Origin of the sequence: Chitinophaga pendula (assembly GCF_020386615.1) — a bacterium.
GTDB classification, from domain to species: Bacteria; Bacteroidota; Bacteroidia; order Chitinophagales; family Chitinophagaceae; genus Chitinophaga; species Chitinophaga pendula.
In genome coordinates this window covers 88184-111976 of sequence record NZ_CP077769.1, presented here as the reverse complement: position 1 = coordinate 111976, position 23793 = coordinate 88184, and the positions used below count along the sequence as shown (strand labels likewise).

The following is a 23793-nucleotide window of genomic DNA, read 5'->3' as shown; positions in this document are numbered from 1 at the left end:
CATGCAAAACACTGTTCTTATGATCGGAATATTCAAGACCAACATTGCCACCCGGCGTGATAGTCTGGAAATGTTAACAGCGATCCGCCGGCAATTCCAGGTAGGGTCCTGCAATGTAGACCTGGAGGACTGCGACAAGGTATTACGTATAGTCGACATGCCGGTATCAGAGGATACGATGATTGATTTTGTAAGGCGTAGCGGATTTGATTGTGAATTACTGGATTGATATTTTTCTCTTCTTTTTGTGCGTAGCCGGCTGACGAATCCTGATCGTCATTTTAGTATAGGGGGTAACCGGTTTTTTGGTTAATTTATGTCCGGAAACCATTAGTTATGAGGCCCTTTTATGCGATTTTAGCCAACACCTTTGCTACGTCCATCACCAATACATTTGTCTGGTTTGCGGTTACTTTCTGGGTATACCTGGAAACGAAATCTGTGCTGGCGACGTCTGTCATGGCGGGCGTATACGTTGGTACGGTAGCGTTATCGGGGTTCCTGCTCGGTTCGATCGTGGACCGGTACCGGAAGCGGACGTCCATGATGATCTCCAACATCGCGTCGCTGGTACTATATGTGATTGCTGCTGTGCTGTATGCGACGGCACCGGCAGGTGCTTTCAAACACGACGATAGTATCTTACTCTGGGTGTTCATCCTGCTGGCCTTGTTTGGCGCCCTGGCAGGCAACCTGCGTGGTATTGCGCTACCTACAATTGTGACCATTATGATCCCTCCTGAAGAGCGGGATAAAGCGAACGGGATGGTGGGCACGGTGAACGGCGTATCTTTTCTGCTGGCCTCCATTATGAGTGGTATGGCGGTAGGTTTCCTGGGTATGTTCTGGATACTGATCGCGTCGCTGATACTCTGCCTGTTGTCCATTCTTCACTTATTGGCGGTACATATCCCAGAAAAGGAGATCGTGCATGGTGATACGCCCCACGGCGCGATAGATGTGAAAGGGACTATCAAAGCGATCCATCTTATCCCCGGTCTTTTTGCCCTGATCTTTTTCAACACATTCAATAACTTCCTGGGGGGCGTATTTATGTCGCTGATGGACCCTTATGGCCTGACGCTGGTATCGGTGCAGGTATGGGGTATATTATGGGGTGTACTGAGCCTGGGATTTATCCTGGGAGGCATTATGGTAGCCAAGCGGGGATTGGGTGAGCGGCCTATACGTACGTTATTTCTTTGCAACGTGGTGATGTGGATCATTTGTATTTTCTTTACTATCCAGGCATCGATCGTGCTCCTGGGTGTGGGTGTGTTTATCTACATGTGTCTCATTCCTGTCATAGAAGCTGCGGAGCAGACGATTTTGCAGAAGGCGGTACCGCTGGAGCGGCAGGGGCGTGTATTTGGTTTTGCGCAGAGTATTGAGCAGGCGGCTTCTCCGATCACGGCTTTTGTGATAGGGCCTGTAGCGCATTTCATCTTTATTCCTTTTATGACTACGGGTAAGGGGGTGGAGCTATTCGGCAGCTGGTTTGGCGTGGGTACCGACAGGGGTATTGCGCTTATCTTTATCATTGCCGGTACTATTGGGTTGATCGTCACTTTGCTGGCGATGCGGTCGTCTGCTTACCGGCAGTTATCTCAATTATAATCCTCTCTCCTACCCTGTAAAAAGCTCTCCGGATGCTGTACCTGCTGGAGGTATGGCATCCGGAGAGCTGGTATTTGGCCAGGTGATATTATTGTACTATCAGCCTGTTGTTGCTGCGATCGATATCGGCCAGTCTTTGGCTGGGGTCTATCTCTACTTCTTTGATAGCGGATAATGGCAGGTCTATTTCCACTTCGTAGGTGGGATGTGTCCAGTACCAGCCATCGTGTACTACGCGTTTCATGGAGGCATCTTCATTAGGTTTTTCGCCGAACATGATGGATAGTGGTACGTAGTGCATTACTTTATCGCCGGTCTTAGGTGTTACGACGAGATCTATGGGCATGGGCATTAGTCCGACCCTGGCGAGGCGTACGATTGTTTTATTCCCTTTTTCATAAATGCTGTCGATACCGTAGTCGATGTGTTTGGTGGTATAAACCAGGTATTGTTTGTACCAATCGAGCTGTATACCGCTTTGTTTTTCCATGATGCGGATGAAGTCGTTTGGATTGGGATGTTTGAAGCGCCAGGTCCAGTAGTAATTGAGGAGGCCTTTATCGCGATTGGCGGCGCCGATGATGTATCCCAATTGTTCGAGGAATACGGCTCCTTTTGCGTAGGCGGTGGTGCTATATCCGAAGTTGGTATTGTAGTGATCGGAGTGGGTGGACATGGGCTCTTCCCGGCCGCTGTTGGCCAGGGCGAAGTAGGTTCGGTAGGAGCCGGCATGTGGATTTTGTCCTTTGAGGGAGTCGATGGTGTTGTAGATGGTATTGTCTTCGGCGAAGGTGGTGAAGCCTTCATCCATCCAGGGGTAGAGGCTTTCGTTGGTAGCCATCATCATCTGGTACCAGCTGTGCATCCATTCGTGGATGGCGACATTGTATAGTCCCATCATTTTACCATTTCCCATGATGAGAGTGGCCATTGGGTATTCCATACCGCCATCGCCGCCCTGGATAAAGGAGTATTGTTTATAGGGGTAAGGGCCATAGTGTTGTTTGATGAACGCGTAGGCCTTGGGTATCATGTTAGCCAGTTGTGGCCAGGTGGTTTTGGTGGTTTCGTTTTCGATATAGAAGAAGTGGGCGGTGAAGCCATCTACCTGTTGGGTGATATGTTTATAGTCTGGATCGGCGGCCCATACGAAGTCGTGTACGTTGGGGGCTACGAAGTGCCAGGTGAGTTTGTCGCCGGCGGGGGTTTGTACTTTGGAGCCGGGTGTTTCGTATCCGTGGCCGATCTGCTGGGGGTTTTGGAGGTAGCCGGTACCGGCGACGGTGAATGCTTTATCGATGCTGATCTTTACGTCATAGTCGCCCCAAACGCCATAGAATTCGCGGGCGATGTAGGGTGTTGGATGCCAGCCTTCGTAGTCGTATTCGCACATTTTAGGGTACCACTGTGCCATGGAGTAGTCTACGCCTTCGACGTTATTACGGCCGCTGCGGCGTATTTGTACGGGCACCTGTGCTTCGAAGTCCATATCGAAGGTGGTGGTGGTACGTGGCAGGATGGGTTTGTCGAGGGAGACTTCGAGGATGGTTTCGATGACCTTATAGTTTTGTTTTCTGCCATCGCGTTTGAGGGACAGCACTTTCTGGTAGCCGACTTCGTTGGGTTCCAGTTTGGAGATGCGGTCGCGTACGCGCTGGTCCCAGTCCTGCATGTTATTGCCCCGGCGATCTTTGCCATACACTACTTTTCCCAGTTCGCGGCTGCGTACGTCCATCATGCTATTGGGCTGGAATGCGTTCCAATACAGGTGGTAGAAGACCTTGTAGAGGGTATCAGGGGAGTTATTAAAATATTGCAGTTTTTGTTTACCACTGAGGCGGTGTGCCTGTACATCCATGTTGATGTCCATTGTATACTTTACCCTTTGTTGCCAGCGGTCAGGCTGAGCCTGCGCGGCTGTTGCGAATAGCAGACATAGGGCAATGCTTTTTCCCAATAGCAATTGCTTCATCGACGTATTTCCATTTTTGATTAAGGTGCTAATTTATGACAATTTCGGTGAGCAGCTTTCCAAAAAATGGTTGAAAGGCGGTATGGTATTCGTTCCATGTGATGTAATTGGTGGTAAAACACGCTGTGACACATGAAAAGAATAAATATGCGGCGGTGTTATGTAAAATGTAATTAAATGCTGTTTATTTGTAGGCGGCACCTGGTGGTACCATTTGTAGCGGACTATTACCCTTGTTTGTGTGCAGGCTGTTCTCTTATCAATATGCGGACATTGATAAATAGCCAGGTGAGGAGATGTGGTTATCATCTTTTCATATTACCCTTTACAACAATCATCTAAACCATAAAAAATGTAGTATGTCAACCAAAAGAATCATTGACGGTTATCCATTTGTGGACTATACACATGATACTTATGAGCCCTCTGCAATGCTGCGTCAATCTCAGGATTTCCTGCATTGGATGGACAAACGTCGTACTGTCCGCGACTTTTCAGACCGGCCTGTATCCCGGGAGGTTATTGAGAACATTATCCTGACGGCGAGTACGGCGCCATCGGGGGCGCACAAGCAGCCGTGGACGTTTTGTGCGGTGGAGCGCCCTGCGATCAAGCAGCTTATCCGTCAGGAAGCGGAGGCGGAGGAGTACCGGAGTTATAACGGGCGCATGAGTGAGGAGTGGTTAAAGGATCTACGGCCTTTGCAGACGGACTGGCAGAAGCCTTTCCTGGAGGTGGCGCCCTGGCTGATCATTCTGTTCAAGCGTATTTACGAGGTAGAGGAGAATGGGCATAAGCATAACAACTACTATGTGCAGGAGAGTGCGGGTATTGCTGCGGGTTTTTTGCTGGCAGCGATCCATCATGCTGGGTTGGTGGCGTTGACGCATACGCCGAGCCCGATGAATTTCCTGGGTAGTATTCTGGAGCGTCCGGAGAATGAGAAGCCGTTCCTGCTGGTACCGGTGGGTTATCCGGCGGAGGAGTGCTGGGTGCCTGATCTGCGTCGTAAGGCGCTGGAGGAGGTAGCGTTCTTTTATTGATAGTTATTTAGCGGGAGCTCTTTATATGAAGGGGTTCCCGTTTATCCATCTTTTCCCTGGAGGATAATCACGATCTCTCCTTTTACGCCTTTTTCTGCGAAGTGATCCCTTACTTCCTGTAGTGATCCTCTTTTATTTTCTTCAAACATTTTGGTGAGTTCGCGGGAGACGCAGCAAAGTCTGTCGGGGCCGAAGTATTGTATAAAGTCTTCGAGGGTTTTGACGAGGCGCATGGGGGATTCGTAGCATACGATGGTGCGGTCTTCTTCTGCAAGCCTGGTGAGCAGGGTATGGCGGCCTTTTTTTGGTGGGAGGAAGCCTTCGAAGGAGAAGCGGTTCATGGGGATGCCGCTGTTGACGAGGGCGGGTACAAAGGCGGTGGCGCCGGGGAGGCATTCGACGGGTACGCCGGCGCGGATACATTCTCTTACGAGCAGGAATCCCGGATCGGAGACGCCTGGTGTGCCTGCATCTGTGAGGAGGGCCATGGTCTTACCGGCTTGCAATTGTTGCAGCAGGTGTTGTAATACTTTATGTTCGTTGTGTTGATGGTAGGGGGTAACGGGCTTGCTGATCTGGTAGTGTTTGAGCAGGAATCCGGAGGTGCGGGTATCTTCTGCGAGGATGAGGTCTGCGTCTGTCAGTACTTTAACGGCGCGGTAGGTGATATCATCGAGATTACCTATTGGAGAGGGAACTATATATAATTTCATTGATGTACGATTTTAGACCTACGACCTGAGATTTGTTGCCTGAACATTTACATGAGATCGTAAATCTAAAATCGTAAATCGTAAATGTGGCTTACTGGATATTTACTTCAAAAGACTCCATTACCTGGTTAGCCAGGAGTTTCTGGCAGGCGGTTTCGGCGATCTGCAGGGCATCTTCTTTGGTATTGGCTTCGATATGCAGGGTAATGTGTTTGCCTATTCTCACATCATTGATCTGGTTCAGACCGAGGTTCTTCAGTCCGCTCATTACTGCTTTACCCTGAGGGTCGAGCAATTCTTTCAGTGGCATCACATTGATATGTGCAGTAAAAGTCATTGTGCTAAAAATTTTGACGCAAAACTATAGAATAAATAGATAAGAATTAACATTTTGTCGTTGCGGGCGGCCATTAAGTGGTGCTGATCTTAGGAGGCGCTACCAATGAGAGGATGACGTATGCCAGGAATATGAAGGGTACGGCGGCATATTGCAGGAGAGGAATACTGATGATGGCCAGGGCAATGAGGAGGAAGCGAGGCCAGTTCTTGGCGACAGACAGGCTTTTGAATTTAAGGCTGATCATTGGTATTTCTGCGACCATGAGGTAGCAGAGTATGGCGATGATGCCGTAGAGTACCCATATATGCTGGAGCCAGTGAGCTAGGTTGAAGGAGTTGTACAATACTATGAGTGGGAAAGACGCTACCAGCAGCCCTACTGCGGGAGTGGGCATGCCGATGAAGTTTTCGGACTGCCGGGTATCGAGGTTGAACTTAGCGAGGCGATATGCTGCAAAACACGGTACCAATAGGGCTGGAGCGAGGTTGACGTAAGACACATCGAATACGTCGGGCATTTGCATATAGGCGGTACGGAGCAGGCGGAACAGGATCATACCAGGTACGAGTCCGAAGCTGATGACATCCGCCAGGGAATCGAGTTCTTTACCCATGGGGGATTGTACTTTGAGCCAGCGGGCAACGAGGCCATCGAAGAAATCGAAGACCCCTGCGAGGACTACGAGTGCGGAAGCCCAGTATACGGGGGCCGGGTTAGTGATGGTATAGTCATTACCATTGAACTCTGCGATGTATTGAGGGGCGTGCAGGATGCAGATAACGGCGAGGGCGCCGCAAAACAGGTTGCACAGGGTAAGGATGTTAGGTAATTGTTTCATAATCTGGTCCATGAGGGTCCGCTCATGGTTGGTAAGATTTTATTAGACGATATACATTCGAACCGGACGCGCCGCTAATGTAGAAATATCGGCGTATAAATCGGTAAAAATTTCCGGGCGGCGGGTAGATAAAAAGATATGTTCCGCACGACGGGCGCGGAACATACCAATTATTTATTGTTTGCGGCTGATCAGTGTTTCATCAGCGTTTCTATTTCATCTGCGGTGATCGGGATATTTTTCATCAGGTCTACGTTGCCGGAGGCGGTGAGCCAGATATTGTTTTCTATACGGATGCCGATGTTTTCTTCTTCTACATAGATACCAGGTTCTACGGTGAGGACGGCGCCTTCGGGGATTGGTTTCCAGAAGGAAGGACCGAGGTCGTGTACATCTATGCCCAGGTGGTGGGAGATGCCATGGTAGAGGTATTTGCGGTAGGCAGGATTTTCCGGGTCTTGATTGTTGATATCTTCCTGTTTGAGGAGGCCGATCTTCACGAATTCTTTGCCTGCTTCTTCTCCTACCATTTCGTGGTATTTGCCGATGGTGATACCAGGGCGGAGGATGCCTTTGGCATAGTTGTGCAGGTGGAGGCAGGCGTCATAGATCTCGCGCTGGCGTTTGGTGAACTTACCATTTACGGGTACGGTGCGGGTGAGGTCGGCATTATAGCCACCATATTCGGCGCCGAAGTCCATCAGTATCAGTTCTCCATCTTTACACTCCTGGTTGTTGGCCACATAGTGCAAGGTACGGGCACGGTCGCCGCTGGCGATGATGGAGCCATAGGCTTCGCCGCCGGAGCGATTGCGGAGGAATTCGTGGAGGATCTCTGCATGTATCTCATGTTCCCATACGCCAGGTTTGATGAACTGGAGGAGGCGGCGGAAAGTTTTTTCGGTGATGTCGATGGCTTGCTGGATCACTTTGATCTCGTCTGCGGTTTTCACTGCGCGTACTTCTTTCATGATAGCGGCAGCGCGCAGGTAGTTATGCAGTGGGTACCTGGTACGCATTTCTTCTGCATAGCGGTAGTCGCGTACGGGTACGAGGTTAGCCTTACGATTGTTCTCGTTGGAGTTGAGGTAGATATTTTCTGCCTCATGTATCCATTGCTGGAGTACGGCATCCAGGCTATCGAGCCATACGATGGTATTGATACCGGAGATAGCGAAGGCTTCCTCGCGGCGAAGGCGGTGACCATCCCATTTCTCTTTCAGCTCATTAGGGCGGACCAGTACGAGTACTTCGCGGTATTTAGGATCCGGATGGTCCGGGTATAGGATGACCATGGTATCTTCCTGTTCGATACCGGTGAGCCAATAGAGATCGGAATTTTGCTTAAAACGGTGCAGTGCGTCTCCATTGGTAGGGAGCTCATCGTTTGAGTTAAAGATGGCGATGGACTGCGGCTTCATTTTAGCGATAAAACGCTGACGGTTTTGGACAAATATCTGCGCATCCAGAGGCAAATACTTCATAATGAATGTTTTATATGAAAATGTATGATTTAAATCCAAATAAGGCGTCAAACCTACAGCAAAATGACGAAATGGGAAGTGGATTTTATGATGTGCGGAGTGGTAGCCCGGGCAATGGGGTGGAGTTCAGGGTAATTTTGGTAAAGCGGTCCAACGGGCGGGAAGTACGCTTTACTTATACAAATGGTATAGGAAAAGCGCAGGAAAGGTGGACGTGAGATATAGGATGACTATAGGAATGTTATAGGAAAGGTGGACGTGAAGTATAGTTTACTTATACCGATGCTATAGGAGAAGCGAAGGAAAGGTGGAGGTGAGTGAAACCGGAACTTTTCTAATTTTGACCACTTTTCGTATTTTATGATCCCGGGGCTTTCACCCGGGTGAAATTATAATCTGACGGCTGCGGCCACCACTTCATTATGTTACCTATATAGACGGTGTTGACCCGTCGCAAGTGGAGCGGATGATGAAGATGGGTATTGGAGGTATGACGGGGAATAACCTTTTTGGGGGATATCGGTTGGTTCTCGATACGAAAAAAGGGAAACTTCGGGTTGATAAAGTAGGCTTTGGGGGGTAAGGGAGGGGCGGCAATCGATAGCAATATGGCTGTTAATATGACTTAGCATATTAATCAAAAAACGATCAAACGCTGTACTAACGGGCTTATCAAGGCATTAAAAGAGTTGACAAAGTATTTCACGCGTTCATTTTTGCACTGGTAATCAGCATATTAATAATAGCTCATTTTTTACTATATATTGACAGCTAATTCCTTTGCGTTTTTAGCAAATAAAAACGGGGCTATTAAATATTATTTAAACAAAAAAAGGTTAGGTGGCTGAATTGTCTAAATTTCAATGGGACAACACCTATAAAATTTGACAATATCAAAAAATCGCTAGTTTTGCTTTTACACCAAAACAATCTTGCTTTATGCAAATGAGCAGCGTAAGGAATCCCATTACAGACTTACGGGAATTAGGCATAGAGAACACGGCTAATATTTTTTATCAACTTTCGCCGGACGCCTTAGTTACCCAGACCTTGGCCCGCAAACAAGGTGAGTTATCTGACAGTGGCGCACTGGTCGTGCACACGGGAGAATTTACCGGCCGTTCACCCAAAGACAAGTTCATAGTAAAGGATGACAAGACCCTACATACTGTTAACTGGAATGACTTTAACATTGCTATAGAGCCTGCCTCTTTTGACAAGCTGTATAATAAGGTTACGAAGTATTTTGCAGGTAAAGAGGTATGGATGCGGGATTGTTATGCCTGTGCAGATGCTAACTATCGTATCAACATTCGTGTGATCAACGAGATGCCATGGGCGAACCTGTTTGCTTATAACATGTTCTTGCGTCCTTCTGAGGAGGAGCTGGAGTACCTGGATATAGACTGGACGATTATACAGGCACCTGGCTGTATGGCGGATCCGGCTACGGATGGTACCCGTCAGCATAATTTTGCTGCGGTAAGTTTCAGTAAAAAGATCATCCTGATTGGCGGTACTGCTTATACGGGAGAGATGAAGAAGGGTATTTTTACTATTCTGAACTATGTACTTCCTCATGAGAAGGGGGTATTGAGTATGCACTGTTCTGCCAACCAGGGTAAGGACGGGGACACTGCGGTGTTCTTCGGCTTGAGTGGTACTGGAAAGACGACGCTCAGTGCTGATCCGGAGCGTAAGCTGATCGGTGACGATGAGCATGGCTGGACGGCAGAGAATGTGTTTAATTTCGAAGGTGGTTGTTATGCCAAGTGTATCGACCTGAGTGAGGAGAAGGAACCACAGATCTTCCGGGCGGTGCGTGAAGGCGCTTTGCTGGAGAATGTGGCATTCTATGCTGGTACTAACCAGGTGAATTATGCAGACAAAAGTATTACGGAGAATACCCGTGTATCTTATCCGTTACATTATATAGATAATGCGATGGAGCCTTCTGTGGGTGGTATTCCGCAGAATATCTTTTTCCTGACCTGTGATGCTTACGGGGTATTACCTCCGATCTCCAAGCTGACGCCTGGTCAGGCAATGTACCAGTTTATTTCCGGATATACAGCTAAGGTGGCTGGTACGGAGGCGGGTGTAACGGAGCCTAAGTCTACGTTCAGTGCATGTTTTGGTGCACCGTTCCTGCCATTGCATCCTGCGAAGTATGCGCAGATGCTGGGGGATAAGATGCGTAAGCATGAGGTGAATGTGTGGTTAGTAAATACCGGTTGGACCGGAGGTCCGTATGGTGTAGGTAACCGTATGAAGTTGAGTTATACCCGTGCGATGATCGGTGCTGCTTTGCGCGGAGAGCTGGATGAGGTTACTTATCATGAACAGCCGGTATTTGGTTTTGCTATTCCGGGCAATTGTCCGGGGGTACCTGGGGAGATCCTTGATCCGCGTAACACCTGGGAGGACAAGGAGGCGTATGACAAGCAGGCGGCTAACCTGGCTGGCCAGTTTGTGCGTAACTTTGAAAAGTATGCTGCTGAAGCGGGAGAAGAAATTTTATCTGCATCTCCAAAAATTTAATTATATTGTAGGTCTTTAGCCTTGTAAGTTCCACCGCATGTAACAAGTTCAGTAAAGGCCATGCCTTGACGCAAAACAAGTTCCGTATCAGTTTCGTTCTGAAAACACGCGAACTTGTTTTGCGGAACTTGTGGGAATCCTCTCCTTTTTACTCTTTTTATTCTCTTTCGCTTAGAAGACGTATCCCGATCAAAAAAGTACTACTCCTTTTTAGCTGATAATATTTTTTTCACTATAACCTGTGGCTATTATTGGTGCTTGTTAGGCGATGAGTATCAATCACAAATCGGATGGACGCATTTGTGATTTATGATTACCTTTGCACATGCAAATTATAGACGGTAAACTTGTATCTGAGGCTATCAAGGCCCAGCTGGCCACTGAAGTGGCGGCATTGAAGGCTGCCGGCAAAAAGGTTCCTCACCTGGCAGCGATATTAATAGGCAACGACGGCGCAAGCGAGACTTATGTAGCATCCAAGGTGAAATCTTGTGCGGCGATCGGTTATGACTCTACCCTGCTGCGTTTTGACGCGCAGATCTCCGAAAAGCATTTACTGGACCAAATAGCATTACTCAATGAAAATCCTGATGTAGACGGTATATTGGTACAATTGCCATTACCTAAACACATCAATGAAGAGTTGGTGATCAATGCTATTGATCCCAGCAAGGATGTGGATGGTTTTCATCCGGTGAATGTAGGTAAGATGGTAAGTGGTTTACCTGCATTTATTCCTGCGACGCCTTATGGCATTATGTTGTTGTTGGAGCATTATAATATTCCTACGAAGGGTAAACATGCGGTGGTGATTGGCCGCAGCCACATTGTGGGTACGCCGATCAGTATCCTGTTGAGCCGTAACAGCAATCCTGGTAACTGTACGGTTACGCTGTGTCACTCTCAGACGGCTAACCTGGCGGAGATCTGCCGGGAGGCGGATATCATTGTGGCGGCGATCGGCAGACCTAATTTTGTGACCGGTGATATGGTGAAAGAAGGTGCTGTGATCGTTGACGTGGGTATCAACCGTGTTGCTGATGAGAGTAAGAAGAGTGGTTTCCGGTTAGTGGGTGATGTGAACTTTGCGGAGGTATCTCCCAAGGTAAGTTTTATTACGCCGGTACCGGGAGGTGTTGGTCCGATGACGATCGCTGCGCTGTTAAAGAACACTTATCAGGCATGTATCGGAGAAAAGGGCAATCTGAACTAAGAAACCAAAAATACAGCTGATTATCAGCTATTTAAAGGGAACGTATCGCACGTTCCCTTTTTATTTATTTGCAGGAGGCATGCTATTGCCTGCGGAATATTTGGCATTTGCCCTGCGATTTAGGAACTTTGCGGCAAATTATGTCTACCGTCTCACTACATACCAGTACCGCTATTGCCACTTTGCCAGTTATGGAAAGCTTTTATACGCTTCAGGGCGAAGGACTTTACCAGGGGCATGCGGCTTATTTCATCCGGCTTGGTGGCTGTGATGTAGGTTGTCATTGGTGTGATGTGAAGGATAGCTGGGATGCTGCCAAACATCCGCAGGTATCTATTGCGGAGATCGTATCGAGGGCTTCGCAGCATCCGGGTCGCCTGGCGGTGATCACTGGTGGAGAGCCGCTGTTGCACAACCTGGATGGTCTGTGTAAGGCGCTGCATAAGGCTGGTTTTCGTACGCATATGGAGACATCCGGTTCTTCTCCATTAAGTGGTAAATGGGATTGGATCACTTTATCTCCCAAAAAATTCAAAGCGCCGCTTCCTGATATTTGCCGCCAGGCGAATGAGTTAAAGGTGGTTATTTTCAACAAATCTGATTTTGCCTGGGCGGAGAAGTATGCTGCGCTGGCGGGCAAACACTGTAAGCTCTATCTGCAACCTGAATGGGATCGTGCGGCAGAGATGACCCCGCTTATTGTGGATTATATCAAAGAGCATCCGCAATGGACCTTATCTGTACAGGTGCACAAGTATATTAACGTTCCCTGATCTTTCCCTGGCGGGAGTGCCCGCATCTTCCAATATTACGCTGGCTTTTTTCGTTACTTTACAGGCAGATAAATATAAAAGTAACTTAATACCTTTTCTGGTCTAGGGCTGGGGGAGGGTACAGATATCGACTATGAAAAAGTGTTCCCTGTTCTTAATAGGCTGTTTGTTGTTGCCTGTCCTGTTTGCTACGGCTCAGGTAGTGACTTATGAGACGGCGCCTAAAAAGGCCCAGCAATATTTTGACAATGCTATTACGGCTGTCCGAGGGTTCAACCTTCCGGAGGCGGTGCGTTTGTTGGGAGAGGCCATCAAGGTGGCGCCTGGTTTTGCGGATGCTTATGGTCAGCGAGGCATAACATATGTGGAGCTAAAACAATACAAAGAGGCGCTGGCCAGTTTTGATAAATTAAAGCAGCTGGATAGTGGTGCCTTGCGGCCTGCAACGTTATCATACTCGAAGGCACTGGCTGGCGGAGGGCGCTTTGGGGATGCGCTGGCAGTGGTCAACCGGTACCTGGAGACCACGAAGTCGAAAAATCCTACTGCGGAGCGTTTAAAAGCCAATTACGAGTTTGCGTTACAATATGCATTGAAGGCGGTGCCTTTTGAGCCACATAACCTGGGAGAGCATATCAACAGTAAAGATCCGGAGTACTTTCCTTCGCTTACGATCGATAATAAGACGCTTGTATTTACCCGGCGGGTAAACGGGCGTAATGAGGATTTTTTTGTGGCCAGCAGGGATAGTCTTGCCTGGGCACCGGCGAAGGATATGGGGGAGCCGGTAAATTCTGCCTTTAATGAGGGTGCGCAGCAGATCTCGCAGGACGGGGAGATGCTTGTATTTACCGGATGTGATTTTCCTGGCGGGTTGGGTAGTTGTGATATTTATTTTTCCCGGAAGACAGCTAACGGCTGGGAGGCCCCTAAAAACATAGGCCCGTCTATCAACACACGCACTTGGGAATCGCAGCCTTGTCTGTCGCCCGACAAGCAGACGCTGTACTTTGTACGGGAGACGGATGATCAGAGTGCTGATATATTCCTGAGCAAGTTACAGCCCAATGGGCAATGGGGGCGGGCGGAGCGGCTGGGGCCTAACATTAATACAAGAGGCAGGGAGACGACCCCATTTATACATGCCGATAACCAGACACTTTTCTTCGCCTCCAACGGTCATGCCGGTTATGGCAATATGGATATGTTTTACAGTCGCCGGCAGCCGGATGGTAGCTGGGGGCCTGCGGTGAACCTGGGTTATCCGATCAATACGATCGACGAGGAAGCCAGCCTGATCGTAGCTGCTGACGGTAAGACCGCTTACTTCGCTTCTGACCGAGCAGACAGTAAAGGTTCGCTGGATATTTACAGCTTTGAATTGTATCCGGAGGCGCGTCCCTTGCAGACACTTTATGTGAAAGGATATGTTTTTGATTCTGTCAGCAATGCCCGGCTGGCGGCTCAGCTGGAATTGACGGATCTGGGCACGGGGCAGGTGGTCAGTGTACTGCAGAGTGATAAGGACGGTAACTACCTTGTTCCGCTGCCTGTAGGGAAAGATTATGCATTTAATGTAAACAGGCGTGGTTACCTGTTTTATTCTGATAATTTTTCGCTGCAGAGCCGTCAGCCCGGAGAACCATATGAAAAGAACATCCCCTTGCAGCCTATCGCTATAAGGGCCAGTATTGTATTGCATAATATTTTCTTCGCCACCAAACAATATACCCTTCAGCCAGCGTCTGTGAACGAGCTGGACAAATTGATCCGATTATTACAGGATAACCCTGGTATGCGTATCGAGATTGGCGGACATACGGATAATGTAGGCAGTGATAAAGACAACTTGTTGTTGTCGGAAAACCGTGCGAAATCGGTAGTGAAGTATCTCACCGATAAGGGAGTAGCTGCTACGCGGTTACAAGCGAAAGGTTACGGGGAGACGCTTCCGGTAGCCAGCAATGATACGGAGGAAGGCAGGGCACAAAACAGGCGGACGACCTTTACGGTACTACAGGTGCAGTAGCTTATATTACCTTTCGCTCTATCAAACTACCATACACCATTATGTAAGAAACCACCATTCTTGAGGCAGTGGCGTTAGCCACTACTATCCGGCAGTTGCCCGCAGGCAGGGCTCCTTTATGGGGGCATTTCAATGCGCAGCAGATGATAGCGCATCTTAGTATGGAAGAAGCACAGGACCAGTTGCTGGCAGAAGTAGCAGATTTTCATACTTACCATTTATCACATCCGGACCACCGTCCTGTACATCCTTTGGCCCGCTCAATTATGAGGAGTGGTGTATGTTTCACACATAACATTTCAATCACCACTTTGAGCAGTTTGGTTTGTAGTTGTTACTGTTTATAATTTCTGAGTTTCTTCTCCAATATGGCTTCTTTTTCTGTGGGAGAGAGCTGGTGTTGATAGTTGTATAAAGCACCTTCCCAATCGCCGTACATGGGATTCGGCAATACGATGAAGCGATTGCCGAAGTTGTTTGCTGCATTGCGGGTTGCTTCATCGCGCTCTTCTGCAGGTTGCTTGTCGAATATTTCTGAGAAGTCGCCCAGGTTATCGCCCATCAGTAGTGCTATTTCATGGGATTGAAGCACTTGCCGGCGGCGGGATTCTTTACCGGAGGTGGTGGTTTTCAGCAGCAGGTGTTCTGCATCTGCGTCGGGGAATCCCCAGTGGCGGAGGTTGGATAAGGTAGCTTCTTGTTCTGCCTGCAGGCGGTTAGTGATATAGAATACTTTCACGCCTTTAGAGGAAGCATATTTCAGGAATGACAAGGCGCCGGGAACGGTATCGGCATCGGCCTGGTCGGTCCATTGTTTCCAGGAGTCATTGGAATATCCTAATCCCTGCATGGATCGATGCACGGTATAGGGGCTATTATCGAGTACTGTTTCGTCGATGTCTGTAACGACGGCCAGAGGTTTATCGTGACCTTGCTGTAGTATTTGATCGAGGCGGAAGATAGCGGTGTTATAGGCTTGAAAACAGAGGGCTTTATATTCGGAGGAGCGTTGTTGCCAGAGGGCTGCCCAGGCGGGGCCATAGGGTAGCAAGGGCTCTTTGCCGTCTTTGCCAGCCGTCGTGGTGGTGGTAGCGGTGGTAACGGGGGCGGGCGTTTTACAAGCGGCGAAGGATAAAGCCAGTATCAGTGCGTAGCGATAGCTCTTTTGCATACTAAATGAATATTGGATTAAATTCGTGTGTTGTCCACAAACTTAGACAATTATGCCCCAAGAACTGTACTACCAGGTAGCGCTTACACAAATTTCACAAATAGGTGATGTGATCGCGAAGCGATTGATCGATCATTTTGGCAGTGCCAGTGCGGTATTTGCTGCGAAACGTTCTTTGCTGGAGCTGGCACCGGAGATCGGTACTATGCGGGCGGCGGCGATCCGTCAGTTTGACAATTTCGCCCGTGTGGAAGAGGAGTTACGTTTTATAGAACGTTACCAGATACAACCTGTCTTTTACGGGGAGCCTGCTTATCCGCAACGATTATATCATTGTCATGACAGTCCGGTATTGCTATATTTTAAGGGATCGGCAGTGCTTAATGCCCCGAGGATGGTAAGTGTCATCGGGACACGTTCGCCCAGTGCGTATGGGAAAAAAATGTGTGAGCAACTCGTGCATGAGTTGGCAGATACAGGCGTGTCGATTGTGAGCGGGCTGGCCTACGGCGTAGATGTGATCGCGCATAAAGCTGCGCTGGAAGTGGGGCTGCCTACAATAGGCGTGCTGGCGCATGGGCTGGACCGGCTATATCCTGCGGCTCATAAGGCGGTAGCACAACAGATGACGGCGCAGGGAGGATTACTTACGGATTATATGAGCGGCACGTCTCCCGACAAACAGCATTTTCCGATGCGGAATCGTATTGTAGCGGGGTTGAGCGATGCGACGATCGTGATAGAAAGTGGTATAAAAGGGGGTTCATTGATCACAGCAGGTATTGCTTACAGTTATAACAGAGATGTACTGGCTTTGCCCGGGCGAGTGGGAGATACGCAGGCGGCAGGTTGTCTGCAACTGATAAAATCCCAGCAAGCAACACTGATCACATCGGCATCGGATGTAGTGCAGCTGATGGGCTGGGATATGGCAACATCTGCTGTGAAAGCGCCGATACAGGCTGATTTGTTTGTAGCGTTGAGCGATGAGGAAAAGCATATTCTTTCACTCTTTATAGAGAAAGCTGAACTGCATATAGATGAAATCTATATCAGGAGTGGTTTACCTGGTAGCCAGGTCGCTACTGCGGTGTTAAACCTGCAGATGAGTCATCAGCTGAAATGCTTGCCGGGACAGGTATTTCAGCGAACATAAGTACGAGGTGTTTTTCAATTTGAAAACCGTGTTCCGGCAGTGGTTGATGATTGTCTGCTATCCGTCATGGTTGTGAGCGATTTCGTATTTCCCGGAAATAGGTGTACATTTGCGTGCAATTATTTTTTAAACTGACAAATAATTGCATCATGCCTGCGGGAAAATCCAAACCGAAATTTGTAGCTGACGGACTCACCTTTGATGATGTTCTACTGGTTCCAGCCTATTCAGAAGTATTGCCCAAAGAGGTCAATATCACCACTCAATTAACAAAAAACATCCGGATCAACATCCCCATGGTATCTGCTGCGATGGATACTGTAACGGAAGCTAACCTGGCGACCGCTTTAGCGCGTCAAGGAGGAATTGGCATCCTGCACAAGAACATGAGCATCGAGAAGCAGGCAGAACTGGTGCGTAAAGTAAAGCGTAGCGAGAGCGGGCTGATACTTGACCCAGTAACGCTGAAAGCAGATGCGACCATTGGTCAGGCGCTGAAGATGATGAAAGAGAATGGTATTGGCGGTATTCCTATCACAGATGATAATGACAAGCTGGTAGGTATCCTGACCAATCGTGATCTCCGTTTCGAAAGGAACGTGAAGAAACTGGTAAGTGATGTAATGACCAAGGAAAAGCTGATCACTGCTCCTGAAGGTACTGACTTGAAAAAAGCGGAGAAAATATTACAGCAATATAAGATCGAGAAGCTGCCTGTTGTAAGTAAACAAGGTAAACTGGTAGGTTTGATCACCTATCGTGATATCCTTCAGCTGACCAGCTATCCGAATGCGGTAAAAGACGGATACGGTCGTCTGCTGGTAGGTGCTGCATTGGGTATTACACCTGATGTGCTGGAGAGGGCACAAGCGCTGATCAATGTGGGAGTGGATGTAGTATGTCTTGACAGCTCTCATGGTCACTCCATTGCGGTGATCAACACGTTGAAAAAGCTGAAGAAAGCATTTCCTAAACTGGAGGTGATTGCCGGTAACGTAGCCACAGCAGAAGGTGCAGCTGCACTGGCAGCGGCTGGTGCTGATGCAGTTAAAGTAGGGGTAGGTCCCGGATCCATCTGTACTACCCGTGTCGTAACAGGTGCTGGTTTCCCTCAGCTGTCTGCCGTTATGAATGCTGCTGAAGCGCTTAAAAAGACCGGTGTTCCCGTAATCGCTGATGGTGGTATTCGTTATACCGGTGATATGGTGAAAGCCATCGCCGCCGGTGCCTCTACCATCATGGCGGGTTCTATTTTTGCTGGTGTGGAAGAAAGCCCCGGAGAAACGATCATCTACGAAGGTCGTAAGTTTAAATCCTACCGTGGTATGGGTTCTCTGGAAGCAATGGTAGAAGGAAGCAAAGACCGTTATTTCCAGGAAGAGGACGACATCAAAAAACTGGTACCGGAAGGTATCGTAGGTCGCGTTCCTTATAAAGGTATGCTGGCAGAGGTGATCCAGCAATTTGTAGGCGGTCTGCGTGCTGGTATGGGTCTTGTAGGTGCGAAAGATGTGAAGACATTACAGGCGGCACAGTTCATCAAAATCACAGCTGCTACCGTAAAAGAGAACCATCCGCATGATGTGGTGATCACTAAGGAAGCACCTAACTACAGCAGATAATTGCATTATCATTATCTTTCCTAAAAGCCTCGCATACCATGCGGGGCTTTTTATATTTGTATGAAAGATGAAATATATCCTTTCCTACCGCCATCAAAGTCTTATTTTTGAAAGACTATAGCGCATAAAAGTATGGCAGACCGTTCCTTACGCAGATCATTAGTTTTCGGGTTAAGCATCCTTTGCGGATTGTTGCTCTGGGGGGCATGGCCCACCTCGCCGCTGACACCTCTTATATTCATCGCCTTTCTCCCTTTACTTTATCTGGCCGAAAAGCTACAAAGCCGGGGTGCCTTTTTCGGAGCCGTCTTTTTATCCATGCTCATCTGGAACAGCTGTACCACCTGGTGGGTAGGTAATACCACCGTACCGCTCAGCGGCGTACTCGCCAATTTTGCTAATTCGGTATTGATGTCTATTCCCTGGCTGGGGTATTATAATACGCGCAGACGGCTGGGTACTACACCCGGTTATTTTGCATTGATCGTATACTGGCTCACCTTTGAATATATTCACCTCAACTGGGAATTCAGCTGGCCCTGGTTATCACTCGGCAACGTATTTGCCATGCATCCCAACTGGGTACAGTGGTATGAGTGGACCGGCGGCAGTGGTGGTGCTTTGTGGATACTGGCAACAAATATCCTGGTATACGAAACCCTGCGAAAAAGGCATGCTTATACCTGGAAGAACTTATTTTGGAAAGAAGGCTGGAAGGTAGTGGCAGTCATCGCTCTCCCGCTGCTGATCAGTACGATCGTCCATCTTCAATTCAAAGCACCCCAGGAATCGCCGGTGCAGATAGTAGTGGTACAACCTAATATCGATCCCTATGATAAGTTTTCGGAAGGCGCCAGTACCCTGCAGTTATCGCAGCTGATCACGCTTACCAAACAAAAAGCCAACAAGCAGACGGCCTACATTGTATGGCCGGAGACCGCATTATTTCCCACCGGGGGCTGGGAGCATACCCTCAATGAACAACCTGAGATCATCGCGATCCGGGATATGTTGAAGGAATATCCCCAAGCCAGACTGATCACTGGTGCCACCACGCTGAAACGGTATAATAGCAAAGATGATATGCCTTACTCTGCCAGGCAACAGGATGATCTCTATTTCGATGCTTTCAATACCGCTTTGCAGATCGATACCTCTCAACTAATACAGATCTATCATAAATATAAAATGGTACCAGGGGTAGAATTGATTCCTTACTCCCGGTATATTAAGTTCTTAGAAAACTGGGCCTTGGATATGGGTGGGATCAGTGGTAGTTACGGGCGCACGCCAGGCGTTAAAGTGATGGAAAATCCGGCGCTGCATCTGAAGGTATTTACATCCATCTGTTATGAATCTATCTATGGTGAGTTTGTAGGAGAGCATATACAACTGGGCGCCAGCCTGTTATTTATCATCACGAACGATGGTTGGTGGGGGAATACAGAAGGACACCGGCAACACGTGCAATATGCCCGGTTACGTGCCATAGAAAGCAGGCGTTGGATATCCAGGAGTGCCAACACCGGCATTTCCTGTTTTATTGATCCCAATGGCGACATTCAGCAGGCGCAACCCTATTGGAAAGCCGGCGTTATCAGTGGAAATGTAACTCCCAGTCACGATCTTACGTTCTATGTACGTTTTGGGGATCTTATTTATAAAGGTGCGGCGATATTTTGTATCTTATTACTGATTTATACTTTTTACTTACGATTTACCAGGCAGCAACATCATGTGGAAAGAAATTAACAACGATACTCATAAAGGTGCATATCAACTGACAGGAGAAGGAGCTACGGTGGTGCTTATACATGGCTTTGGAGAAACCAGTAATGTATGGAAACGACAGCAGGCCGCGCTTGAGCAACATTTCCAGGTAATAGTGCCGGAGTTGCCCGGGAGTGGCAGAAGTCCGCTAGCGGAAGATGTAAGTATGGAGGGGATGGCAGGATTTGTACGTGCAATATTGGCAACAGAAAAAGTAGAGAATGCCGTTATCATCGGACATTCCATGGGTGGATATATTACATTGGCGATGGCCGCTCAATACCCGGAAGTATTTATGGGATTGGGGCTTTTTCACTCTACAGCAAAAGCAGACAGCGAAGAAAAGAAAGAAGCCCGCCGTAAGTCTATTAAGATGATACAACGATATGGTGCGGAGACTTTTATCAGGCAAACCCAACCTAATATGTTGAGTGCTGCATCCCGCAAAAGAGCACCGGAACTGATAGAGGACTGTATACAGGAAGGCTTGCAATGTCCGCCGGAAAGTCTCATTGCCTATTATGAAGCGATGATAGCCCGTCCGGATCGCACCGCGGTATTACAGGTATTGCCAGTCCCCGCATTGTTCATCATCGGCAAAGATGACAATGCGATACCATTAAATAATATTCTGCCGCAAGTCAGCTTGCCATCCATCAGCAGTATTCATATATTTGAAGATGTCGGACACCTGGGTATGTGGGAAGCCGCTGATACAAGCAACCTGGTACTCCGGCAGTTTATTGAGTTTTGCCAACATCGATCATAAATCAACCAAAAGTGAAACGCTCCCTCCTATTACTCATATTCCTTACCTGTGCATTTTTAACTGTACAGGCTTCTCACATCATAGGAGGTGAGATGTATTATAAATACCTGGGAAAAGACGGTAGCCTTAACCGTTATGAAGTGACTCTCAAACTATTCCGTGTATGTGAATCAGGTGGGCAGATCGCTCCGATGCCTACTGCGGTTTATTTCTCTGTTTTCAGTAAAGACGATAATACAAGGGTCAGCCAGACACAATTCGGCCGTTCAGGATTTGAAGTAAAACAACTGGGTACTATAGACCCCTGTATCGTCAATCCTCCCCGGGTTTGTTTTGAAATAGGTTTGTTTGTCGGTATAATATCCGTACCTGAAAATAATCTCGGTTATACCGTTGCTTTTCAGAGTTGCTGCCGGGATGAGTTCATGGTCAACATACAGGTCATCCTGCCCAGTAATGGCGGTACGACCGGTACCGGCGCTACTTACTTTACAGAATTACCTGGCAGAAGTTTCAGCGAAATAGGCAACTCCAGTCCTGTATTTGCCAAGGATGAAGCAGTACTGGTATGTGCCGGTAAAAACTTCTCCTACGACTTCTCTGCTACAGATCCCGATGGCGACCGTCTTGAATACGAATTCTGTAATGCCTATACCGGCGGACAGACAACGCCGGGTACTGGCGTCCCCCCTCCCGCTACCAGTCCCCCTTATCAATCCGTTGACTATATCAGAGGGTTTACAGCCACACAACCACTGGGGCCTGATGCAAAAATAGACCCGGTAACTGGTATCATCTCCGGGAAAGCACCCGCCGCCGGGAAGTATGTCGTGACCGTATGTGTAAAAGAATTCAGGGGTAACAAACTGTTAGGCACTCATCGTAAGGACTTCCATATCAACATCACCACCTGTACCAAACTAGTAGAGGCGGCAATGCCAGACAAATATGCAGATTGCAGCGGTCTTACTGTTACTTTTATCAACAACAGTACACCTGGTAAGACATACGACTGGGACTTTGGTGATGGTACAACATTACAAACCACCAGCACCGCTCCGATCCCGCACACCTATGCAGCAGAGGGCACCTACATCGCGAAATTATATGTGGACAAGGCCAGCAATTGCGGCGATAGCGCATTGGCTACCGTATACGTATATCCACTGTTAAGCCCTTCCTTCAATGTAACGGGACTCTGTGCGACTAAACCTACCAGCTTTATCAACGGTTCCAATACCAGCAACCCACGCGACCAGATTACGTATTATCGTTGGGATTTCGGTAACCCGGGTACGCTGGAAGACACTTCCAATATCAGGAACCCGCAATACCAATATCCCGGTCCCGGCACCTATACCGCCAAGTTACTGATGCGTACACAACTTGGCTGCGAACGTACCATCAGCAGTGACATAACTATCTACGATAAGCCACCGCTGACCGTTACCAGCGACACCGTACTTTGTATCAAGAACTCCCTGCAGCTGAAGGCAGAAAGTCCTATCAATGGTACTTATTCCTGGACACCTAATTATAATATCGTCAATCCGCTGACAGCCACACCGACTGTATCTCCCAAAGTAGATACGGAATATAAAGTGAGGTTTGTTGACATCAGCGGTTGTGATAATACAGCCAGTGTGAAAATAGATGTGCGGGATACGGTAAAGGTATTTGCTGGTACTGACAGCACCGTATGTACCGGAGATCAGCTCACATTAAGAGCAACAGCAGACGGTCCTTATAGCTTTACCTGGCTGGACCTGAACAATAATAATACTGTAGTAGGCACAGATGCGATATTGAATATCACACCGCCACCGCCAAACCGCAGCTATGCGGTAGAAGTAGATCTGGGTAACTGTAGTTCCAGAGATACCATCAACCTGAAGATGGTAGATCCTCCTAAAGCCTATGCAGGAAGAGATACCAGCATATGCACCGGCGACGAGATCACGCTGAACGCCAGCGGAGGATCTTCTTATGTATGGTCACCGGCTACGGCTCTTTCCAGCCCCAGGCAAGCCATTACCAAGGCAAGGCCCATGCAGACTACCAATTATATTGTAACGGTAACAGATGTATTAGGATGTCCCAAAGCAGTAAATGATACAGTATTGATCACCGTTATTCCTCCCGTACCCGCGTTTGCAGGCAACGATACCATATTGATAAAAGATCAGCCTTTTCAGCTACATGCTACCGGCGGTGTCAGATACGTGTGGACACCTACCGATGCTCTTAACAACCCTAATATATCCAACCCTATCACTAATATCAACCGCGACTTTACCTACCGGGTCACTGTATATACTGCAGAAGGGTGCAATGCTACAGACGATATCTTCATCCGGTTTATCGCCGGTCCAGCAATATACATCCCAACAGGGTTCTCTCCCAATGGAGACGGGCTGAACGATATCTTCCGGCCTATCCCTGTAGGTATCGTCCAAACCGATTTCTTCCGGGTATTTGACCGTTGGGGACGCCTGATGTACTCAACAGTAGAATATCTGAAGGGATGGGACGGCACCGTCAATGGTAACCGGGCGGCGATCGGCACCTACGTATGGGTGATACAAGGCAAAGATATCAATGGCAACAAAGTGTTACGAAAAGGTACCGTCACACTTGTGCGCTAGCCCGGCGCACTACCTTCCTTCAAGCATTTCCTCCTGGCATAGCATCCTGTCTGCAGATAACACAGGATGCCCTACCTTTATACTCTCAAAAACAAAC

18 protein-coding genes are annotated in these 23793 nt (G+C 48.2%); 12 read left to right on the top strand and 6 right to left on the bottom strand.

Annotated features, from left to right (window positions below; genetic code table 11):
* Positions 1 to 19: 19 nt before the first annotated feature.
* Complete coding sequence (locus tag KTO58_RS00420) at positions 20 to 229, top strand: hypothetical protein (RefSeq protein ID WP_095841282.1); 210 nt, start codon at positions 20 to 22, stop codon at positions 227 to 229.
* A 107-nt stretch (positions 230 to 336) separates the two neighbouring features.
* Complete coding sequence (locus tag KTO58_RS00415) at positions 337 to 1617, top strand: MFS transporter (RefSeq protein ID WP_095841283.1); 1281 nt, start codon at positions 337 to 339, stop codon at positions 1615 to 1617.
* Between the two features lie 88 nt (positions 1618 to 1705).
* Here KTO58_RS00415 and KTO58_RS00410 read toward each other — a convergent pair whose 3' ends face one another.
* Positions 1706 to 3589, bottom strand: a complete 1884-nt coding sequence (locus KTO58_RS00410; protein ID WP_095841284.1) for a M1 family metallopeptidase — start codon at positions 3587 to 3589, stop codon at positions 1706 to 1708.
* 359 nt (positions 3590 to 3948) lie between these two features.
* Between KTO58_RS00410 and KTO58_RS00405 the strand changes: the two genes are divergently transcribed.
* Positions 3949 to 4632: a nitroreductase family protein gene (locus KTO58_RS00405; RefSeq protein WP_095841285.1), complete on the top strand. Its 684-nt coding sequence runs from the start codon at positions 3949 to 3951 to the stop codon at positions 4630 to 4632.
* A 41-nt stretch (positions 4633 to 4673) separates the two neighbouring features.
* Here KTO58_RS00405 and rsmI read toward each other — a convergent pair whose 3' ends face one another.
* The 4 genes from rsmI to KTO58_RS00385 all read right to left on the bottom strand — a co-directional run bounded on the left by rsmI (position 4674) and on the right by KTO58_RS00385 (position 8007).
* Positions 4674 to 5345, bottom strand: coding sequence for a 16S rRNA (cytidine(1402)-2'-O)-methyltransferase (gene rsmI / locus KTO58_RS00400; protein ID WP_095841286.1), 672 nt, complete (start codon positions 5343 to 5345; stop codon positions 4674 to 4676).
* A 91-nt stretch (positions 5346 to 5436) separates the two neighbouring features.
* Positions 5437 to 5682 carry a phosphoribosylformylglycinamidine synthase subunit PurS gene (gene purS, locus KTO58_RS00395; RefSeq protein ID WP_095841287.1) on the bottom strand — a complete coding sequence of 82 codons (246 nt, stop codon included), beginning with the start codon at positions 5680 to 5682 and terminating at the stop codon, positions 5437 to 5439.
* Between the two features lie 73 nt (positions 5683 to 5755).
* Positions 5756 to 6523 (bottom strand): CDP-alcohol phosphatidyltransferase family protein, encoded by a 768-nt coding sequence (locus KTO58_RS00390; protein ID WP_225859988.1) that lies wholly within the window; start codon positions 6521 to 6523, stop codon positions 5756 to 5758.
* A gap of 191 nt (positions 6524 to 6714) precedes the next feature.
* Entirely contained in the window at positions 6715 to 8007 is a 1293-nt protein-coding gene (locus KTO58_RS00385) for an aminopeptidase P N-terminal domain-containing protein (RefSeq protein ID WP_095841288.1), read from the bottom strand.
* A gap of 939 nt (positions 8008 to 8946) precedes the next feature.
* Here KTO58_RS00385 and pckA point away from each other — a divergent pair.
* The 4 genes from pckA (at position 8947) to KTO58_RS00365 (ending at position 14563) form a co-directional block, all read left to right on the top strand.
* Positions 8947 to 10548, top strand: a complete 1602-nt coding sequence (pckA, locus tag KTO58_RS00380) for a phosphoenolpyruvate carboxykinase (ATP) (RefSeq protein WP_095841290.1) — start codon at positions 8947 to 8949, stop codon at positions 10546 to 10548.
* 325 nt (positions 10549 to 10873) lie between these two features.
* Positions 10874 to 11761: a bifunctional methylenetetrahydrofolate dehydrogenase/methenyltetrahydrofolate cyclohydrolase FolD gene (folD, locus tag KTO58_RS00375; protein WP_095841291.1), complete on the top strand. Its 888-nt coding sequence runs from the start codon at positions 10874 to 10876 to the stop codon at positions 11759 to 11761.
* A 191-nt stretch (positions 11762 to 11952) separates the two neighbouring features.
* Positions 11953 to 12534 (top strand): 7-carboxy-7-deazaguanine synthase QueE, encoded by a 582-nt coding sequence (locus KTO58_RS00370; protein ID WP_198315069.1) that lies wholly within the window; start codon positions 11953 to 11955, stop codon positions 12532 to 12534.
* Positions 12535 to 12667: 133 nt separating this feature from the next.
* The gene (locus KTO58_RS00365) at positions 12668 to 14563 is read left to right on the top strand and encodes an OmpA family protein (protein WP_095841293.1); all 1896 of its coding nucleotides are present in this window, start codon (positions 12668 to 12670) and stop codon (positions 14561 to 14563) included.
* A gap of 334 nt (positions 14564 to 14897) precedes the next feature.
* Here KTO58_RS00365 and KTO58_RS00360 read toward each other — a convergent pair whose 3' ends face one another.
* Complete coding sequence (locus KTO58_RS00360) at positions 14898 to 15734, bottom strand: 5'-nucleotidase, lipoprotein e(P4) family (RefSeq protein WP_095841294.1); 837 nt, start codon at positions 15732 to 15734, stop codon at positions 14898 to 14900.
* Between the two features lie 52 nt (positions 15735 to 15786).
* Between KTO58_RS00360 and dprA the strand changes: the two genes are divergently transcribed.
* The 5 genes from dprA (at position 15787) to KTO58_RS00335 (ending at position 23696) form a co-directional block, all read left to right on the top strand.
* The gene (gene dprA, locus KTO58_RS00355) at positions 15787 to 16890 is read left to right on the top strand and encodes a DNA-processing protein DprA (protein ID WP_095841295.1); all 1104 of its coding nucleotides are present in this window, start codon (positions 15787 to 15789) and stop codon (positions 16888 to 16890) included.
* Between the two features lie 149 nt (positions 16891 to 17039).
* A complete protein-coding gene (gene guaB / locus KTO58_RS00350; protein WP_095841296.1) occupies positions 17040 to 18512 on the top strand; it encodes an IMP dehydrogenase in 1473 nt (490 codons plus the stop codon).
* A 132-nt stretch (positions 18513 to 18644) separates the two neighbouring features.
* Entirely contained in the window at positions 18645 to 20264 is a 1620-nt protein-coding gene (gene lnt, locus KTO58_RS00345; protein ID WP_225859987.1) for an apolipoprotein N-acyltransferase, read from the top strand.
* Complete coding sequence (locus KTO58_RS00340; protein ID WP_095841298.1) at positions 20248 to 21051, top strand: alpha/beta fold hydrolase; 804 nt, start codon at positions 20248 to 20250, stop codon at positions 21049 to 21051. The genes lnt and KTO58_RS00340 overlap by 17 nt, the downstream gene beginning before the upstream one ends.
* A gap of 11 nt (positions 21052 to 21062) precedes the next feature.
* Complete coding sequence (locus KTO58_RS00335) at positions 21063 to 23696, top strand: PKD domain-containing protein (RefSeq protein ID WP_095841299.1); 2634 nt, start codon at positions 21063 to 21065, stop codon at positions 23694 to 23696.
* The last annotated feature ends 97 nt before the right edge of the window (positions 23697 to 23793 follow it).

What these genes read in the sequence shown, in the direction of transcription:
- KTO58_RS00420 (WP_095841282.1), top strand. Translation starts at nt 20, where the DNA reads ATGATCGGAATATTCAAGACCAACATTGCCACCCGGCGTGATAGTCTG.
- KTO58_RS00415 (WP_095841283.1), top strand. Translation starts at nt 337, where the DNA reads ATGAGGCCCTTTTATGCGATTTTAGCCAACACCTTTGCTACGTCCATC.
- KTO58_RS00410 (WP_095841284.1), bottom strand. Translation starts at nt 3,589, where the DNA reads ATGAAGCAATTGCTATTGGGAAAAAGCATTGCCCTATGTCTGCTATTC.
- KTO58_RS00405 (WP_095841285.1), top strand. Translation starts at nt 3,949, where the DNA reads ATGTCAACCAAAAGAATCATTGACGGTTATCCATTTGTGGACTATACA.
- rsmI (WP_095841286.1), bottom strand. Translation starts at nt 5,345, where the DNA reads ATGAAATTATATATAGTTCCCTCTCCAATAGGTAATCTCGATGATATC.
- purS (WP_095841287.1), bottom strand. Translation starts at nt 5,682, where the DNA reads ATGACTTTTACTGCACATATCAATGTGATGCCACTGAAAGAATTGCTC.
- KTO58_RS00390 (WP_225859988.1), bottom strand. Translation starts at nt 6,523, where the DNA reads ATGAAACAATTACCTAACATCCTTACCCTGTGCAACCTGTTTTGCGGC.
- KTO58_RS00385 (WP_095841288.1), bottom strand. Translation starts at nt 8,007, where the DNA reads ATGAAGTATTTGCCTCTGGATGCGCAGATATTTGTCCAAAACCGTCAG.
- pckA (WP_095841290.1), top strand. Translation starts at nt 8,947, where the DNA reads ATGCAAATGAGCAGCGTAAGGAATCCCATTACAGACTTACGGGAATTA.
- folD (WP_095841291.1), top strand. Translation starts at nt 10,874, where the DNA reads ATGCAAATTATAGACGGTAAACTTGTATCTGAGGCTATCAAGGCCCAG.
- KTO58_RS00370 (WP_198315069.1), top strand. Translation starts at nt 11,953, where the DNA reads ATGGAAAGCTTTTATACGCTTCAGGGCGAAGGACTTTACCAGGGGCAT.
- KTO58_RS00365 (WP_095841293.1), top strand. Translation starts at nt 12,668, where the DNA reads ATGAAAAAGTGTTCCCTGTTCTTAATAGGCTGTTTGTTGTTGCCTGTC.
- KTO58_RS00360 (WP_095841294.1), bottom strand. Translation starts at nt 15,734, where the DNA reads ATGCAAAAGAGCTATCGCTACGCACTGATACTGGCTTTATCCTTCGCC.
- dprA (WP_095841295.1), top strand. Translation starts at nt 15,787, where the DNA reads ATGCCCCAAGAACTGTACTACCAGGTAGCGCTTACACAAATTTCACAA.
- guaB (WP_095841296.1), top strand. Translation starts at nt 17,040, where the DNA reads ATGCCTGCGGGAAAATCCAAACCGAAATTTGTAGCTGACGGACTCACC.
- lnt (WP_225859987.1), top strand. Translation starts at nt 18,645, where the DNA reads ATGGCAGACCGTTCCTTACGCAGATCATTAGTTTTCGGGTTAAGCATC.
- KTO58_RS00340 (WP_095841298.1), top strand. Translation starts at nt 20,248, where the DNA reads ATGTGGAAAGAAATTAACAACGATACTCATAAAGGTGCATATCAACTG.